The following is a 14,933-nucleotide window of genomic DNA, read 5'->3' on the forward strand; positions in this document are numbered from 1 at the left end:
TGCCCCGTCAATCCCTTCGTGTAAAAAAGCTAACTGACTGGTGATAAAGCCAGCAAGCGGCTTATTTCGCCGTCTGCGACGGCAAATGGCACCAGTTGTTGTTCTCATTAATCCCGCCATTCGGCGAGGTATAACCCAGGCATCCCATGATGGTGTCGTACAGCTCAACATGGCGGCGCGGCGTTTTAAATGCCGCCTGCTGCTTGAGCTGCGCGAACATCTGCGCCTTCTGCGGATCCTGCAAATATTTGTCCGACATCCAGACCATCATCGGCACGCGGAATTGCTCCGGGGGTGCCATTTTGCGCGGTGTACCGTGCAGATGCTCTTTCTCATTGATCGACTCACCGTGATCGGCCGCATAGAACACAATCGCTTTGCGATCGCGCACCTTATCAATCACCGTATCAATAAAATGATCAACATATGTCACCGAGTTATCGAAGGAGTTAATCAGCTCTTCCTTACTGCACTTATCATCCACGCTCACACACTCTGGCGTCCATTTCGCAAAGCTGCGCGGATAGCGCTGCGTGTAGTTAAAGTGCGAGCCTTTGGTATGCATAATAATCAAGCGCTTACCGGGAGTGCCTTTATCCAGAGAAGCCTGCATCTCATTAATCAGCAGCATGTCATCAACGTTTTTCCCGCGGTTGCGCGGCTCAGCGCCAATCTGCTCGCGGTAGGCAATGTTGTCGGCCATGGTGTTGCTGTAGAACCACATCTCGCTCTGCATAGCATACAAATCGCTGGAGAAGCCGAGCTGTTTCAGTACCGCAAAGACGTTTTGCTCTTTCAGCGTGCGCTGCGGGTTATCATCCGCCCCACCCTCACGCACAAACATACAGCGCAGAGAGAGCTTGGTCGCGGTATCACAGGAGTAACCACGGAACGCCACCAGGTTTTTCTCCTGCGCCAGTTTCGGCGTGGTATCGCGGGAATAGCCCAGCATCCCCATATGATCCCAGCGCGTGGTCTCGCCGATGATAAACACCACCATGGTGTCATCGATATCTTTCGGCGCGACATAGGTAAATTTTTTCGCCGGGTTGATCAGCGATTTGTAATCGGACGATTCATCCACCTGCGCCCAGGCATACAAGCCCAGCGCTGAAAGCCAGTTCGACGGCAGATAAGAGTTTGCCACCACGCCGCCGTAGCTCGGCATATCGACACCGGACGTCCGCTCCGAGTTTTTCTGCTGCAAATCGAGCAGGCGAATCGGTCCCCAGACCATTAAACCGGCCAGCAGCACGATGCTCACGCTGCGAATGCGTGCGCCCGGCGTACTCAACTGGCGCAGCAATGTGTCCCGACAGCGGTTACTCCAGATGGAAAGCAACGGCAGGGCGCTGACCAGCACCACCCACACGATAAGCTGCCAGCCCACCACCTCTTTGGAGAGATCGATATCCGTGGTCATCACCGAAGCGATAATGCCGTAACCAATCACCACGTTGAGAAACGTCATGTAATAGCTGGCGGCGGCGGAGAAAATAACCACCAGCGACGCCAGCACACGCCAAACCCGGCGGCCCAGCAGCGACAAAAGGCGTAGCAAAAAGAAGGTGACCAGCACTGTACCAATGAGCTCAACAACCGCAGAGAGTCCTTTCAAAACGGTGAACGCTTGTGCGTAACCATCGAATCGACGGTAGAACACAGCGCTATTCATAAACAGACCGATATATATCGCCAGCAGGAAGCTCAGCTTCTGCTGCGTCATCGCTTTGATAAAAGTCATGCAAGCAACTCTGAAGGAAGAAAAAAACACCTGGCGAGCGTTATTCGCTAACGTCCGCAGGGTGATAAGTCGCGCAGGAAGTTTTTCCCGGAAACTCCTAAAGCGCGCTAAGTAGACCATAGCGGCGGGAAAAAGTGTCATGAGGAAGTGCTAACCGGCCATATATTTACAAAAAAATATGGCCGGGGTCAGAAAACCGTAACAGAAATGGGCTATCAGGAGGTGATCACGTTGAGCTTCACATCAATATTGCCGCGAGTCGCATTCGAATACGGACAAACGATGTGCGCTTTCTGTACCAGCGCTTCCGCTTCCTGGTGATCCATGCCTGGCAGGTGAATATCCAGCTGCGCTTCGATACCAAAACCGGTCGGCAACGGGCCAATGCCTACCTGCCCTTCAATATAGGCATCTTGCGGTACTTTCTTTTTCTCTACCGACGCAACATGTTTCAGCGCTCCAAGGAAGCAGGCGGAGTAACCTGCGGCAAAAAGCTGCTCGGGGTTGGTCACTTCACCGCCCGCGCCGCCCATCTCTTTTGGCACACCCAGCTTCACATCCAGCACGCCATCAGAGGAGGTTGCACGACCATCACGGCCCCCGGTTGCTTTCGCTTTCGCACGATAAACCACTTTTTCTAAAGACATTTGAGACTCCTTTAGTAGGTAGAACCTGACCAATAAGGATAGTCGCTCTGGCGGGAGTGTGCGGCAGATACAGAAAAACCGCCGACATTGCGGCGGTTTCTGCACAATTTTACTTTCAGGCGTGCGCTTCTTTGTAAACGCGGCGTTGCGGCTGGCGAATAGTGGTAGAGAGCGCCAGAGAAACAATCAGCAGGGCGAAGATGACGCAGAAGGTGACATAGAAGCCGCCAAACAGCGAAGCAATAATCGACCCGCAGATACTGCCGATACCGAAGCCCAGATAAATCACGCCGTAGTTTTTCGCCAGATTGTTCAGGCCGAAGAACTCGCTCACCAGCGACGGGAACACGGTGAGATTACCGCCAAAGTTAAACGCTACGCAGGCGATAGCGGCGAAAAAGGTCATGGCGTTCAGCGGTGCGAACAGCAGCGCCGCCATACCGACCAGAGAAATCACCTGGCCCAGCGTAATTACACGGATGCGGGAAATTTTGTCAGACAACACGCCCAGCACCAGACGTCCACTCAGGTTAGCGATGGCAATCACGGTCACCGCACTTGCTGCTGTCAGCGAATCTAAATGCACCATGCCCTGTGCGATATCTTTCGCCACACCAATCACATACAGGCCGCTCATGCAGGAGGTCAGGAACATCACCGCAAGCATCCAGTACTGCGGTTTACGCATGGATTGCGCCAGCGTGAAGTCGTTTTCTACTACACCGTTTGCAGTGGTCACTTTTTGCAGCGGCGCATCGGTCATCAGCATCGCGCCAAAAACGATCATCACCAGTACAATCGCGCCCCAGATCATAAATGTACTTTCCAGGCCGACGCTGGCTAACAGTTGGCTGTCGATAAATTTAAAACCCAGGCTGCCAAGGCCGTAAGAACCGATGGAGAACGCGGAGATCAGCCCTTTGCGCTCCGGGAACCACTTCACGCAATTGGAAAGCGTCAGCAGGTAACCTGCGCCATCCGCCACACCGACCAACACACCGGCGCTCAGCCACAACATCAGCAGGTTGCTGGAGTGCGCGGTCAGGAAGAAACCCAGCCCCAATAGCAGACCGGAAGCGATAGTGACGCGTTTAACACCAAAACGTTCCTGTAATTTCCCGGCGACAGAAGAAGAGAGCGCCAGACCAAGGCTCAGCAGGCCAAACGAGAAAGCCACCTGGCTTACCGGCTCCCCCAGTTTTTCGGAAAGCGAGCTATTAAACAGGCTCCAGGTATAAACAGACCCTAAGGCAAACTGCGTAATAATGGTGCCGAACAGTGTCAGCCAGCGAGTGCGATTAGCAGATGGTGTATTCATGGCAGTCGTCCTGCAAAGAAAGAGAAGGAATTCACTGCCGACAACAATAACGAAGCGCATTTCACGCCTGGTTAAAAAAGGCATGAAATGCGCGTCAGAAGGAATGAAATGCACGTAAGCGGGAATGAATGGCACGGGCAACACGTCACGCGCCGAATCGTAAATGTGAGTTAGTACATACTATCGCGATAAAACGCGCGGGGATTGTTTCTTAAGTGTAAAAAGTTTGTTTTAAATAGAGATCAGAAACGTGCGCTTACGCCCATACTGTAGAGATAATTTTGCCCAACGGTGGCATTTTCCGACTGCGACATTGCCGCGTAAGCCGCCAGATGCGGATTCAACAGCATGTCCGCGCCGAGGGTCACATCCATCCAGTTGCCGTATTGGTTGGCGGCAGTTAAGCGGTAAAGCCCGGACTGACTCTTCCAGACATTTTCGCCAAACTGCTGGTTGAAACTGACTTGCGCCCACGGGCGAAGATCGCCAAAGCGGCTATCCACGCGCCAGCCGAGCGAGCTCACGCTGGCGTGCCACAGCGGATCGCTGTACTGCATGGTGGTCGCGCTGTCGCCAAATTCGTTATACATTGAGGTCATTGAGCCATCGTAATGCCACACCGCAACCGGGCCGGTAGTCACGCTGCTCGCCAGCGGAATATTCAGGCCAATGCTCATAGTACTGATGGAATCCAGCGGGGTTTCATCGGGCAGATTAAACGCCACGCCGGGCAAGTTTTGCGTCGAGCGGATGCGCTCTTCAAGAATGTCGTTATAACGCGGCTGCCGATCGCTATCCCAGGTGTAGCGTTCGGCGGTCACATTCAGTTTGTCGCTGCCACTGTATTCTTGTTGCCAGGCCGCTGCCGTCTGGCAAAAAAGCAGACAAGCAGGCAGCAGCACCAGCGAAAGGCCACTGCGGTTTATTTTCATCAAGTTGCGACTCCAGAGAAGAGCCGAATTCGGCGTAATTGTTATCGTTGTTTGTTAGGGTCAAGACCCTTTAATAAATATTGTCTTTCTGGGGTGTGCGTCAAGACAGGCAGAGGTTTATTTTACATATCACAGACGGAGTAAGGATATGCAGCGTTGTGGTTGGGTTACTCAGGATCCGCTTTATCTCGCTTACCATGATACCGAGTGGGGTGTGGCGCAAAAGGACGGTAAAAAGCTGTTCGAGATGATCTGCCTCGAGGGGCAACAAGCGGGGTTATCGTGGATTACCGTTTTGAAAAAAAGGGAAAACTACCGCAAAGCTTTCCATCAATTTGAGCCTGAACGCGTCGCGGCAATGACCGCCGAAGAGGTAGAAATGTTGCTGCAAGACGCCGGCATTATTCGTCATCGCGGCAAGATTGAAGCCATCATCAGCAACGCCCGCGCCTATCTGGCGATGGCGCAAAACGGCGAGCCATTTTCAGAATTTGTCTGGGGTTTTGTTGATAACACCCCGCAACTCACCCAGGCCGCCACGCTGGCGGAAATCCCCACCTCCACTCCGGCGTCAGATGCGTTATCAAAAGCGCTGAAAAAACGCGGCTTCAAATTTGTCGGCACCACCATTTGTTACTCATTTATGCAGGCGTGCGGGCTGGTCAACGACCATATTACCGGCTGTTTCTGTCATCCCGGAGGAAAGCATGATCCGCGCGTGGCGTAGCAAGGATCTGTCGCCGCTGCTCACGCTGTGGATGGAGAGCACAAGCTTTGCCCATCCGTTTATTGATGTGCGCTACTGGCAGGACAGCGAAGCGCTGGTGCGCGACGCGTATTTGCCGGTGGCAAAAACCTGGGTCTGGGAAGAGAACGGCGAGCTGCAAGGCTTTATCAGTGTGATGGACGCGCAGTTTATCGGAGCGCTGTTTGTGCGCCCCGCCGCCATTGGTCGCGGCATTGGCAAAGCGCTGATGGATCACGCCAAACAGCGCTTTAACTGGCTAAGTCTTGAGGTGTATCAGAAAAACGTGCGGGCAGTGAATTTCTACCATGCTCAGGGCTTTCGTATCGAAGATAGCGCCTGGCAGGAGGAAACCCGCCACCCGACGTGGATCATGAACTGGCAGGCGGATCAAACGCCGTCAGCGTAAGCGCCGGACCCTGATATTTCTCTACCCATGCCAGCGCCGTATTCCCGGCGCAACCATTGCCCAGCCGTGAGCTGGGCAGATCTTTGGTGAGCACATTCACCGCGCCGTTTTTACAGATGCCGCCCGCCGCAGGGTCAAGATCCGGCCACGCGCCTTCGTGAATGCAAATCACGCCAGGTTTAATCCCATCGGTTACCACCGCGCCCGCCAGTACCTGCCCGCGTTGGTTCCACACGCGCACCACATCCCCCGCGACAATCCCGCGCGCTTTCGCATCCGCAGGATGCAGCGTGACAGGTTCGCGACCGGCAACAGCATACGTTTCCCGTAAGCGGGAATAGTTAAGCTGGCTGTGCAGGCGATGCGCCGGATGCGCAGACAACACCTGTAACTGCTGCGGTTGTGCGTTGCCGTGCCATTCATCCGGCTCCAGCCACATTGGATGCGGCGGACAATCGGCATAACCGAAGCTGTTAATCCGCTCGGAGAAAATTTCGATTTTTCCGCTCGGCGTTTTCAATGGGTTGGCTTGCGGATCGCGGCGAAAATCCGCAAAGCGAACAAAGCGCGCATTCTGCTCGCTCTCCGGCATTTCAATAAGCTGGTTCGCCTGCCAGAACTCGGCGAACGGCGGCAACGTCACCTGCTGGCTGGCACCGCGCTCGGCAGCAATGTTGTAAAAAGTCTCCAGCCATTGCAGGTCGTTTTTGCCTTCGGTAAAACGCTCGCGGCCGCCCACTTCCCAGCGTTCGCTCAGCTCGGCAAACACCTCCCAGTCATCGCGTGCTTCATATTGCGGCGCGACGACCTGCTTCATCGGCACCAGATGCTGGTTGCTGTAATCACCGGTCATCGTCAGATCGTTACGTTCAAACGAGGTGGTCGCCGGCAACACGATATCCGCGTGTTTCGCCGCCGCCGTCCAGAAGCATTCGGAAATCACCACCAGCTCCGGTTTTTGCCAGGCGCGAATAAGGCGGTTGGTATCCTGATGATGGGTAAAGTTTGCACCGCCCGCCCACCAGACAAAGCGAATATCCGGGAAGTGCCTGTCCATACCGTTGTGCTGATACGGCGCGCCGGGGTTTTCCAGCGCTTCGACAATGCGCGCAACGGGGATTTTATCCACCGCGTCAATGCCATCTTTCACCGTGCCCTGCATTGAGGCCAGCACCGCAGCACGGCGCGTTGGGTTGCCGCCATTGGCGAAATGGTAAGAGAGACCAAAACCGCCACCGGGCGTACCGATTTGTCCCAGCATCGCCGCCAGCGTTACCAGCATCCAGTGTTTTTGCTCGCCGAACTGCTGGCGCTGCATTCCCCAGCCGGACATCAGCATGGTGGTGTTTTCGTGGAAAAGTGCCGCCAGTTCGCGAATTTTGTCGGCAGTAACGCCACAAATCTCTGCGGCCCACTCGGCGGTTTTTGCCACGCCGTCACGCTCGCCGGTCAGGTAAGCCGCGAACGTGTCATAACCGACAGTGCAGCGGGCGAGGAAATCCGCATCCTGCCAGCCATTTTCCACCAGCGTATGCGCAATACCGAGCATCAGCGCGACGTCGGTTCCCATGTGTGGCGCAATCCACTCCATGCTATTGCCAAAGAAATCAACGGTTTCCGAACGCATCGGATCGATGCAGATCACCCGCTTACCGCTTTTGCGCAGCGCATCGAAATAGGGAATGCCCTGCTCGTCGGTAGCGTTCCAGGCTATTTTCAGCGTGTTAAGCGGGTTAGCGCTCCACAGCACCACCACTTCGCTGTGTTCGAGGATAAGCGGCCAACTGGTTTGCTGCTGATACACTTCGTTGCCGCCGACGACATGCGGCATGATCGCCTGCGCCGCACCAGTAGAGTAATCGCCCAGATGCCCGGTATACCCTCCGGCAAGGCTCATATAGCGTTGTAACAAGGTCGCCGCTTTGTGCAGCACGCCGTTGGAACGCCAGCCATAAGAACCGGCGAAAATCGACGAGGGGCCGTAAGTTTCACGGATGCGCTGGTGCTGCTGATGAATCAACGCCAGCGCTTCATCCCAGCTCACGCGCACAAATTCATCCTGGCCGCGCACACCCTGCGGGCTGGAAGGTGAAGCGAGAAAACCTTTACGCACCATCGGGTAGCGCACGCGCGTTGGGCTGTGGACCTGATCCTGCACAACGGTTTGCAGTGAGTTGGGGTGACGCGTCGGCAGCGCGCCGCGCGAAGCGAGCACCTTTTCGCCATCGGTGTCGACCAGCATCGGCCCCCAGTGGGCAGCCGTGAGAACAGTTTTGATTGCAGAGTTTGCCAACGCGTGCTCCTGGATAGGTTGCAGGTGGTGTCGATTTTGTTTTGCGCTCTATCATCCACAGCAGCAGCGCGATAGCAAAGAATTAAACGTCATTACGCTCACACTGCGGGTGATAAGCCTCGCTTAGTGCTTGATTGCGCGCTATTTCGCGCTAAGGTGTGGGCAACCATTCACGGTGAGGGAAGCAACCATGGCGAAAACGGCGCGGCCAACAATCAGCGATGTCGCGAAAGCGGCAAAAACGGGAAAAACCAGTATTTCACGCTATCTGAATGGTGAAAAACATCTGCTTTCCGCCGCGTTGCTGGCGCGTATCGAGCAGGCGGTGGCCGATCTCGACTATCGCCCAAGCCTGATGGCACGTGGGTTAAAGCGCGGCCGCACCCGTTTGATTGGCCTGATCATTGCTGACATCACCAACCCCTATTCGGTGCATGTGCTGAGCGGCATTGAAGCCGCCTGTCGCGAAAAAGGGTTCACGCCGCTGGTGTGTAACACCAACAACGAAGTGGATCAGGAGCTGCATTATCTCGACCTGCTGCGCAGTTACCAGGTGGAGGGCATTGTGGTTAACGCTGTAGGGATGCGTGAAGAGGGGCTAAACCGGCTGCAACAATCCTCGCTGCCGATGGTGCTGATTGACCGCAAAATTCCCGACTTCGCCTGCGATGTGGTTGGGCTGGACAACACCCAGGCTGCCACCACCGCCACCGAGCACCTGATTGAACAGGGCTTCGAAGCGCTGTTGTTCCTGAGTGAACCGCTGGGCTCGGTGAATACCCGCCGAGAACGGCTGGCCGCGTTTCGCGCAACGCTTGCCCGTTACCCCGGCATGGTGGCGGAAAACGCCGAAATTGTGCTGCATGAAGCCGCGCAGCTCGATAATACCCTGCGCCAGTTCCACGCCAGCCACCGGGGAATGCGCAAAGCCGTGATCTCCGCCAACGGCGCACTCACCCTGCAAGTAGCGCGTTCACTAAAACGTATCGGCCTGAACTGGGGCAGCGACATTGGTCTGCTCGGTTTTGATGAACTGGAGTGGGCCGAGTTAGCAGGCGTTGGCATCACCACCCTTAAACAACCGACCTGGCAAATAGGCTTTGCCGCCGTCGAGCAAGTCGTACGGCGCATTGAAGGCTACAGCGACACCGTTCGTGAACAGGTTTTTTCCGGCGAACTGATCGTTCGCGGTTCCACAGCGCGTTAAATATCCTTCGTGATGACGATCATAATTCCGGCACAGCGGTCTTTTCTTTGGAACCGGTTCCATCTAGCGTTAAAGATATACGAAAGCGAGAAAGTCGCCCGGGAGTCGGACAATGCAGAGAAAAATTATCGTCGTCACCGCCGCTTACGGCCACACGCAAATTGAGGCGCTGGGCGGGCAAATTGCCCTGCTGCCGATTATCGCCAAAGCCGGAGCCGACGGCGTTGAGATCCGCCGCGAGTTATTAAGCGAAGAGGCGTTAACCCATCTGGCCTCGCTGGCCTTCGCCATCGACCTGCACAACCTGCAAGTCTGTTATTCCGCGCCGGAAGCGCTGTTCGAAGCGGATGGCGCACTGAACCCGCGCTTACCGGTCCTGCTGGCAGAGGCGCAGACGCTGAAAGCTCAGTGGCTGAAAGTTTCGCTCGGCCACTTTCGCCACAACGCCGCGCTGGAAACGCTGCGTGACTGGCTGGCGACCAGCCCGGTGCCGCTGGTGGTGGAAAACGACCAGACCACCTGCGGCAAACTCGCGCCAATGCTGCGCTTTAAAGCCGCCTGCCACACGCTTGCCTTGCCGGTGAGCCTGACCTTCGACACCGGTAATTGGCTGTGGGTTGGCGAAACACCTGAAAACGCTGCACGCCAGCTTGCGCCTGCGGTCAGTTATATCCATGTCAAAGCCGCTGTGACCCATGGCGACAGTTTCCGCGCCGTACCGCCGGACACTGCCGATGCCCGCTGGCTGGCGCTGCTGAATAACTTACCGGCCGATGCGCCGCGCGGTATCGAATTCCCGCTTGAGGGCGAGGATCTGACCGCCGTTACCCGTCATTACGTTAATTTGTTACGCGAGGAGTCCCATCATGCATAAACCGCTGGATGTCATCACGATTGGCGAAGCGATGGCGATGTTTGTCGCCAGCGAAACCGGCGATCTGGCCGATGCCGGGCAGTTTATCAAGCGGGCGGCAGGCGCGGAGCTGAATGTCGCCACCGGGCTGGCGCGCCTGGGTTTGCAGGTCTGTTGGGTAAGCCGCGTCGGCGATGACAGCTTCGGGCGCTTTATCCTCAATACGCTGCGTAAAGAAAACATCAGTACCGCTGGCGTCACGCTCGACGGGCGTTATGCCACCGGTTTTCAACTGAAATCTAAAGCCGAAAATGGAACCGATCCCATCGTGGAATACTTCCGTAAAGGCTCGGCGGCCAGCCACCTCTCAACAGACGATTTTCACGCAGCGCTGTTTAACGACGCCCGTCATTTACACCTCAGCGGCGTGGCGGCGGCGCTGTCCGTCTCTTCTTACGCATTGCTCGAACATGCGGCGCGGAGCATGAAAGCGCAGGGCAAAACCATCTCGTTTGACCCTAACCTGCGACCGGTGCTGTGGAAAAGCGAAGCGGAGATGGTGGAAAAACTCAACCGCCTCGCCTTCCAGGCCGACTGGGTTCTGCCAGGGTTGAAAGAGGGCTTCATCCTGACGGGCGAAAACACGCCGCAAGGGATTGCCGATTTCTATCTGCAACGCGGCGTCAAAGCAGTAGTGATCAAAACCGGTGCCGATGGCGCATGGTTTAAAACCGCCAGCGGAGAACAGGGGGCAGTTGCGCCAGTAAAAGTGGAGAACGTCGTCGATACGGTCGGTGCTGGTGACGGTTTCGCCGTAGGAGTAATCAGCGCCCTGCTGGAAGGCAAAACCTTGCCCGAAGCGGTGCGCCGCGGTAACGCCATCGGCGCGCTGGCAATCCAGGTGCCGGGCGACAGCGAAGGATTGCCAACCCGTGCGGAGCTGGGCGCGCTGTAACGCACCCCGCCGCCAAACATGATTCACCGCTCTGTACCCTACAAACAGGCGGTTACCACCTCAACCACAGAGGCAACCTTATGAACGCTACAAATTCAACAAAACGCTGGCTGTATATCATGCCGATCGTGTTCATTACCTACAGCCTGGCCTATCTCGATCGCGCCAACTTTAGCTTTGCTTCCGCTGCCGGGATTAACGACGATTTAGGCATCACCAAAGGCGTCTCCTCGCTATTAGGCGCGCTGTTCTTTCTTGGCTACTTCTTTTTCCAGATCCCCGGTGCGGTGTACGCCGAACGCCGCAGCGTGCGCAAGCTGATCTTTATCTGCCTGATCCTGTGGGGCGGGTGTGCATCGTTAACCGGCATGGTGAGTAATATCCCGATGCTGGCCGCCATCCGCTTTATCCTCGGCGTGGTGGAAGCCGCCGTGATGCCCGCGATGCTTATCTATATCAGCAACTGGTTTACCAAGTCCGAACGTTCACGCGCGAACACGTTCCTGATCCTCGGTAACCCGGTAACCGTACTGTGGATGTCGGTGGTGTCCGGTTACTTGATCCAGTCCTTCGGCTGGCGCGAAATGTTCATTATCGAAGGTATTCCGGCGGTGATTTGGGCATTCTGCTGGTGGGTGCTGGTAAAAGATAAACCCGCGCAGGTGAACTGGCTGTCGAACAGTGAGAAAACCGCACTGCAAACCCAGCTTGATAAAGAACAACAGGGCATTAAAGCGGTACGCAACTACAGCGAAGCCTTCCGCTCACGCAATGTGGTACTGCTGTGCCTGCAATATTTCGCCTGGAGTATTGGCGTCTATGGTTTTGTCCTGTGGCTGCCATCGATTATTCGCAGCGGTGGTGAAAACCTGGGCATGGTGGAAGTCGGCTGGCTCTCCGCCGTGCCTTACCTGGCGGCGACGCTGGCGATGATCCTCGCCTCGTGGGCATCCGACAAGCTGCAAAACCGCAAACTGTTCGTCTGGCCGCTGCTGCTGATTGGCGCGTTTGCCTTTATCGGCTCATGGGCGGTTGGCGCGAACCACTTCTGGGTCTCTTATTCACTGCTGGTGGTTGCTGGCGCGGCGATGTACGCCCCTTATGGGCCTTTCTTCGCCATTATTCCTGAAATGCTGCCGCGCAATGTCGCCGGTGGGGCGATGGCGCTCATCAACAGTATGGGCGCGCTGGGCTCCTTCTGCGGCTCCTGGGTGGTGGGTTATCTCAACGGCGCAACCGGCAGCCCGTCCGCATCGTACATTTTTATGGGGGTGGCGCTTTTCGCCTCCGTATGGCTTACTTTAATTGTTAAGCCTGCTAACAATAAGCAGATTCCGGCAGGCGCACCATCACAAGGGAGAACCGCATGAAGCCATCCATCATCCTGTACAAAGCCTTGCCCGATGATTTGCTGCAACGTCTGGAAACGCATTTCACCGTGACCCGCGTGGCGAACCTGAAACCGGAAACGGTGGCGCAACACGCTGAAGCCTTCGCCAGCGCGCAAGGGTTGCTGGGTTCCAGCGAAAAAGTGGACAGCGAACTGCTGGAGAAAATGCCGCAGCTACGCGCCACGTCGACTGTCTCGGTAGGCTATGACAACTTTGATGTGGATGCGCTAAACGCACGCAAAATTCTGCTGATGCACACCCCGACCGTGCTGACGGAAACGGTCGCCGATACCATCATGGCGCTGGTGCTGAGCAGCGCGCGCCGCGTGGTGGAGGTCGCCGAGCGAGTGAAAGTGGGCGAATGGACATCCGGCATTGGCCCAGACTGGTTTGGTGTTGATGTGCACCATAAAACGCTGGGTATTATCGGTATGGGGCGCATCGGGCTTGCGCTGGCCCAGCGCGCGCACTTCGGTTTCGGCATGCCGATCCTTTATAACGCACGTCGCCACCACACCGAGGCGGAAGAGCGCTTTCAGGCTCGCTATTGCGATTTAGACACGCTGCTGAAAGAGTCCGATTTCGTCTGCCTGGTGCTGCCGCTGACGGACGAGACGCATCACCTGATTGGCAAGAAGCAGTTCGGGATGATGAAAAAATCAGCCATCTTTATCAACGCCGGGCGCGGCCCGGTAGTTGATGAAGCGGCGCTGATCGACGCGCTGAAAAACGGCGAGATCCACGCCGCCGGGCTGGATGTCTTTGAGCAAGAACCGCTGCCGGTTGATTCGCCATTGCTGTCACTGCCCAATGTTGTGGCGCTGCCGCACATCGGTTCTGCAACTCATGAAACGCGCTACAACATGGCGGAGTGCGCGGTAGATAACCTGATCGACGCGCTGAACGGCAAGGTTGAGAAAAACTGCGTCAACCCGCAAGTGGCGAGCTAACGGCAAGCGCAATAAAAAAAGAGGCGAACCTGTCGCCTCTTTTTTTTGCCTGCGCCGGATTACTGCTGCGTGGCGGTAACGGCTGCTGTCCAGGCCTGGTTGAACGCTTGGTGCTGCGCGGCCAGCGGCGCAATCAGCGCGTTATACTGACTTGCCTGTTGCGACGTCGGGAACTGAATACCGTTGGCAACAAAGCTCACCTGCGTGTCCTGTTGAGCAATAAAATCACCCACCTGAACCAGTTGCTGGGTAAATACCTGCGCCGCCGGGATCAGCGGTTGCAGAGCATTTGCCGGATTAGTGACCACTTTGGTAAACACCTGATCGTAAATCGGTTTCAGATCGTCAGCCTGCTTTAACGCGGCATGCGACGCATCGGCCTGCATTTTTGCGTTTTGCAATTGCTGGCTCAGCACGCCCAGCGAACCATTAGCCTGGCGAAGCGGTTCACGCTGCGTCATATAATCCTGCGGCACACGGATAGCATTAACGCTGTCCACCACCGGACGCAGACCGGAGTCCATCGCCTGGTTAACCTGCTGGGAATAGCCATAAATCACGGCATAATCAGAGACAAACGGGCCAAACTGTTTTTTCTGATCCGCCGTCAGCGCGGGCAGTCGTTCGCTGCTGCGCATGGCCGTATTTTGCAGGAAATCGATAAACGCCTTGCGCTGATCGCCTTCTTTGTCGAAACACCCACTCAGGCTTACTACCATTAATAACGCCGCAAGAGACGCGAACCAGCGAGAGCAGGACTTTCCTGTCGCCATTTTGTTACTCCTTTCACCCATAAAAGCGCATACCGGCACACGCGTGCCTGAAGGCTTACAAGGATAGTCCAGGTCTGCTTCGCAAGATACCCCTTCAATGCATTCTTAAACGCGCGAAACCGACCTGGCATGAAATTTTCCGCGAATCGGTACAGATTATTCTTAATCGAAAATTCTGCTGAAGGTTTACAAAAATATACTGAATAAATACAGCCTGAACGTAATCAAGCAATTAAGCGGTAACGCAAAGTCAAAACGTGTATTTCAACAGCATCAAAACGTTTCGCCGCATAAATAATCACTGGCGCAACCACCACACCAGGAATTTTCACGACTATTCTTAATGAGCTGTATCACGATCCCGCTGTGTGATTTTACGAGGAGTGCTCGATGGAATATAAAGATCCAGAATTTGAGCTGCTAAGCAGCCTGGAACAAATTGTTTTTAAAAAAGACGTAACGCAGCCGGTAACCCTGAGCAAAAAGCCGAATTTCTTTAGTGACTTTGAACAATTGCGACGTGGAACCGGGCTTAAAATTGATGACTTCGCTCGTGCCATGGGAGTCTCAGTATCGATGGTGCATGAATGGGAATCACAACGAATAAAACCCACTGCCACCGAGATGAAACTGATGCGTCTGATTCATGCGAACCCAACGCTCAGTAAGCAGTTAATTGATTAAATAGTGATGGTAGAACCCCCGCTAATCCGGGG

14 protein-coding genes are annotated in these 14,933 nt (G+C 55.4%); 8 read left to right on the forward strand and 6 right to left on the reverse strand.

From position 1 onward, the window contains the following. Window positions 1-61: 61 nt before the first annotated feature. From eptB to M8Q36_RS04985, 4 genes are all read right to left on the reverse strand, one after another. Window positions 62-1,744, reverse strand: a complete 1,683-nt coding sequence (gene eptB, locus M8Q36_RS04970) for a kdo(2)-lipid A phosphoethanolamine 7''-transferase (RefSeq protein WP_249880194.1) — start codon at window positions 1,742-1,744, stop codon at window positions 62-64. 215 nt (window positions 1,745-1,959) lie between these two features. After that, window positions 1,960-2,391, reverse strand: a complete 432-nt coding sequence (locus M8Q36_RS04975) for an organic hydroperoxide resistance protein (RefSeq protein WP_007369567.1) — start codon at window positions 2,389-2,391, stop codon at window positions 1,960-1,962. A gap of 115 nt (window positions 2,392-2,506) precedes the next feature. Continuing rightward, window positions 2,507-3,709 carry an L-lactate MFS transporter gene (locus tag M8Q36_RS04980; protein ID WP_249880195.1) on the reverse strand — a complete coding sequence of 401 codons (1,203 nt, stop codon included), beginning with the start codon at window positions 3,707-3,709 and terminating at the stop codon, window positions 2,507-2,509. 242 nt (window positions 3,710-3,951) lie between these two features. Next, window positions 3,952-4,641, reverse strand: a complete 690-nt coding sequence (locus tag M8Q36_RS04985; RefSeq protein ID WP_249880196.1) for an autotransporter outer membrane beta-barrel domain-containing protein — start codon at window positions 4,639-4,641, stop codon at window positions 3,952-3,954. A 148-nt stretch (window positions 4,642-4,789) separates the two neighbouring features. Between M8Q36_RS04985 and tag the strand changes: the two genes are divergently transcribed. Together tag and M8Q36_RS04995 are read left to right on the forward strand one after the other, a co-directional pair. Then, window positions 4,790-5,368: a DNA-3-methyladenine glycosylase I gene (tag, locus tag M8Q36_RS04990; RefSeq protein ID WP_249880197.1), complete on the forward strand. Its 579-nt coding sequence runs from the start codon at window positions 4,790-4,792 to the stop codon at window positions 5,366-5,368. Beyond that, window positions 5,349-5,795: an N-acetyltransferase gene (locus M8Q36_RS04995; protein WP_175273639.1), complete on the forward strand. Its 447-nt coding sequence runs from the start codon at window positions 5,349-5,351 to the stop codon at window positions 5,793-5,795. The genes tag and M8Q36_RS04995 overlap by 20 nt, the downstream gene beginning before the upstream one ends. On the opposite strand, the gene M8Q36_RS05000 is transcribed toward M8Q36_RS04995, so the two are convergent. Beyond that, window positions 5,758-8,088, reverse strand: a complete 2,331-nt coding sequence (locus M8Q36_RS05000; protein ID WP_283945936.1) for a molybdopterin guanine dinucleotide-containing S/N-oxide reductase — start codon at window positions 8,086-8,088, stop codon at window positions 5,758-5,760. The genes M8Q36_RS04995 and M8Q36_RS05000 overlap by 38 nt on opposite strands. Before the next feature lie 190 nt (window positions 8,089-8,278). On the opposite strand from M8Q36_RS05000, the gene M8Q36_RS05005 reads away from it, so the two are divergent. The 5 genes from M8Q36_RS05005 (at window position 8,279) to ghrB (ending at window position 13,444) form a co-directional block, all read left to right on the forward strand. Next, window positions 8,279-9,295, forward strand: a complete 1,017-nt coding sequence (locus M8Q36_RS05005; RefSeq protein WP_249880198.1) for a LacI family DNA-binding transcriptional regulator — start codon at window positions 8,279-8,281, stop codon at window positions 9,293-9,295. A gap of 112 nt (window positions 9,296-9,407) precedes the next feature. Next, window positions 9,408-10,169, forward strand: coding sequence for a sugar phosphate isomerase/epimerase family protein (locus M8Q36_RS05010; protein WP_249880199.1), 762 nt, complete (start codon window positions 9,408-9,410; stop codon window positions 10,167-10,169). Then, window positions 10,162-11,103, forward strand: a complete 942-nt coding sequence (locus M8Q36_RS05015; protein ID WP_249880200.1) for a sugar kinase — start codon at window positions 10,162-10,164, stop codon at window positions 11,101-11,103. Before M8Q36_RS05010 ends, M8Q36_RS05015 begins: the two co-directional genes overlap by 8 nt. 80 nt (window positions 11,104-11,183) lie before the next feature. Further along, window positions 11,184-12,473 (forward strand): MFS transporter, encoded by a 1,290-nt coding sequence (locus M8Q36_RS05020; protein ID WP_020455695.1) that lies wholly within the window; start codon window positions 11,184-11,186, stop codon window positions 12,471-12,473. Then, window positions 12,470-13,444 (forward strand): glyoxylate/hydroxypyruvate reductase GhrB, encoded by a 975-nt coding sequence (gene ghrB / locus M8Q36_RS05025; RefSeq protein ID WP_249880201.1) that lies wholly within the window; start codon window positions 12,470-12,472, stop codon window positions 13,442-13,444. Before M8Q36_RS05020 ends, ghrB begins: the two co-directional genes overlap by 4 nt. A 59-nt stretch (window positions 13,445-13,503) precedes the next feature. Here the strand turns inward: ghrB and M8Q36_RS05030 are convergent, their stop codons facing one another. Next, a complete protein-coding gene (locus M8Q36_RS05030) occupies window positions 13,504-14,217 on the reverse strand; it encodes a DUF3053 domain-containing protein (RefSeq protein WP_249880202.1) in 714 nt (237 codons plus the stop codon). A gap of 390 nt (window positions 14,218-14,607) precedes the next feature. Between M8Q36_RS05030 and M8Q36_RS05035 the strand changes: the two genes are divergently transcribed. Beyond that, a complete protein-coding gene (locus M8Q36_RS05035; RefSeq protein ID WP_249880203.1) occupies window positions 14,608-14,901 on the forward strand; it encodes an HTH-type transcriptional regulator in 294 nt (97 codons plus the stop codon). Window positions 14,902-14,933 lie beyond the last annotated feature (32 nt).

This window comes from Kosakonia sp. R1.Fl (assembly GCF_023516815.1).
Lineage (GTDB): Bacteria > Pseudomonadota > Gammaproteobacteria > Enterobacterales > Enterobacteriaceae > Kosakonia.

Bases quoted from the DNA above. Each gene is read 5' to 3' on its own strand.
- M8Q36_RS04995 (WP_175273639.1), top strand. From the start codon at position 5,349: ATGATCCGCGCGTGGCGTAGCAAGGATCTGTCGCCGCTGCTCACGCTG.
- M8Q36_RS05005 (WP_249880198.1), top strand. From the start codon at position 8,279: ATGGCGAAAACGGCGCGGCCAACAATCAGCGATGTCGCGAAAGCGGCA.
- eptB (WP_249880194.1), bottom strand. From the start codon at position 1,744: ATGACTTTTATCAAAGCGATGACGCAGCAGAAGCTGAGCTTCCTGCTG.
- M8Q36_RS05035 (WP_249880203.1), top strand. From the start codon at position 14,608: ATGGAATATAAAGATCCAGAATTTGAGCTGCTAAGCAGCCTGGAACAA.
- M8Q36_RS04985 (WP_249880196.1), bottom strand. From the start codon at position 4,641: ATGAAAATAAACCGCAGTGGCCTTTCGCTGGTGCTGCTGCCTGCTTGT.
- tag (WP_249880197.1), top strand. From the start codon at position 4,790: ATGCAGCGTTGTGGTTGGGTTACTCAGGATCCGCTTTATCTCGCTTAC.
- M8Q36_RS04980 (WP_249880195.1), bottom strand. From the start codon at position 3,709: ATGAATACACCATCTGCTAATCGCACTCGCTGGCTGACACTGTTCGGC.
- M8Q36_RS04975 (WP_007369567.1), bottom strand. From the start codon at position 2,391: ATGTCTTTAGAAAAAGTGGTTTATCGTGCGAAAGCGAAAGCAACCGGG.
- M8Q36_RS05010 (WP_249880199.1), top strand. From the start codon at position 9,408: ATGCAGAGAAAAATTATCGTCGTCACCGCCGCTTACGGCCACACGCAA.
- M8Q36_RS05015 (WP_249880200.1), top strand. From the start codon at position 10,162: ATGCATAAACCGCTGGATGTCATCACGATTGGCGAAGCGATGGCGATG.
- M8Q36_RS05020 (WP_020455695.1), top strand. From the start codon at position 11,184: ATGAACGCTACAAATTCAACAAAACGCTGGCTGTATATCATGCCGATC.
- ghrB (WP_249880201.1), top strand. From the start codon at position 12,470: ATGAAGCCATCCATCATCCTGTACAAAGCCTTGCCCGATGATTTGCTG.
- M8Q36_RS05030 (WP_249880202.1), bottom strand. From the start codon at position 14,217: ATGGCGACAGGAAAGTCCTGCTCTCGCTGGTTCGCGTCTCTTGCGGCG.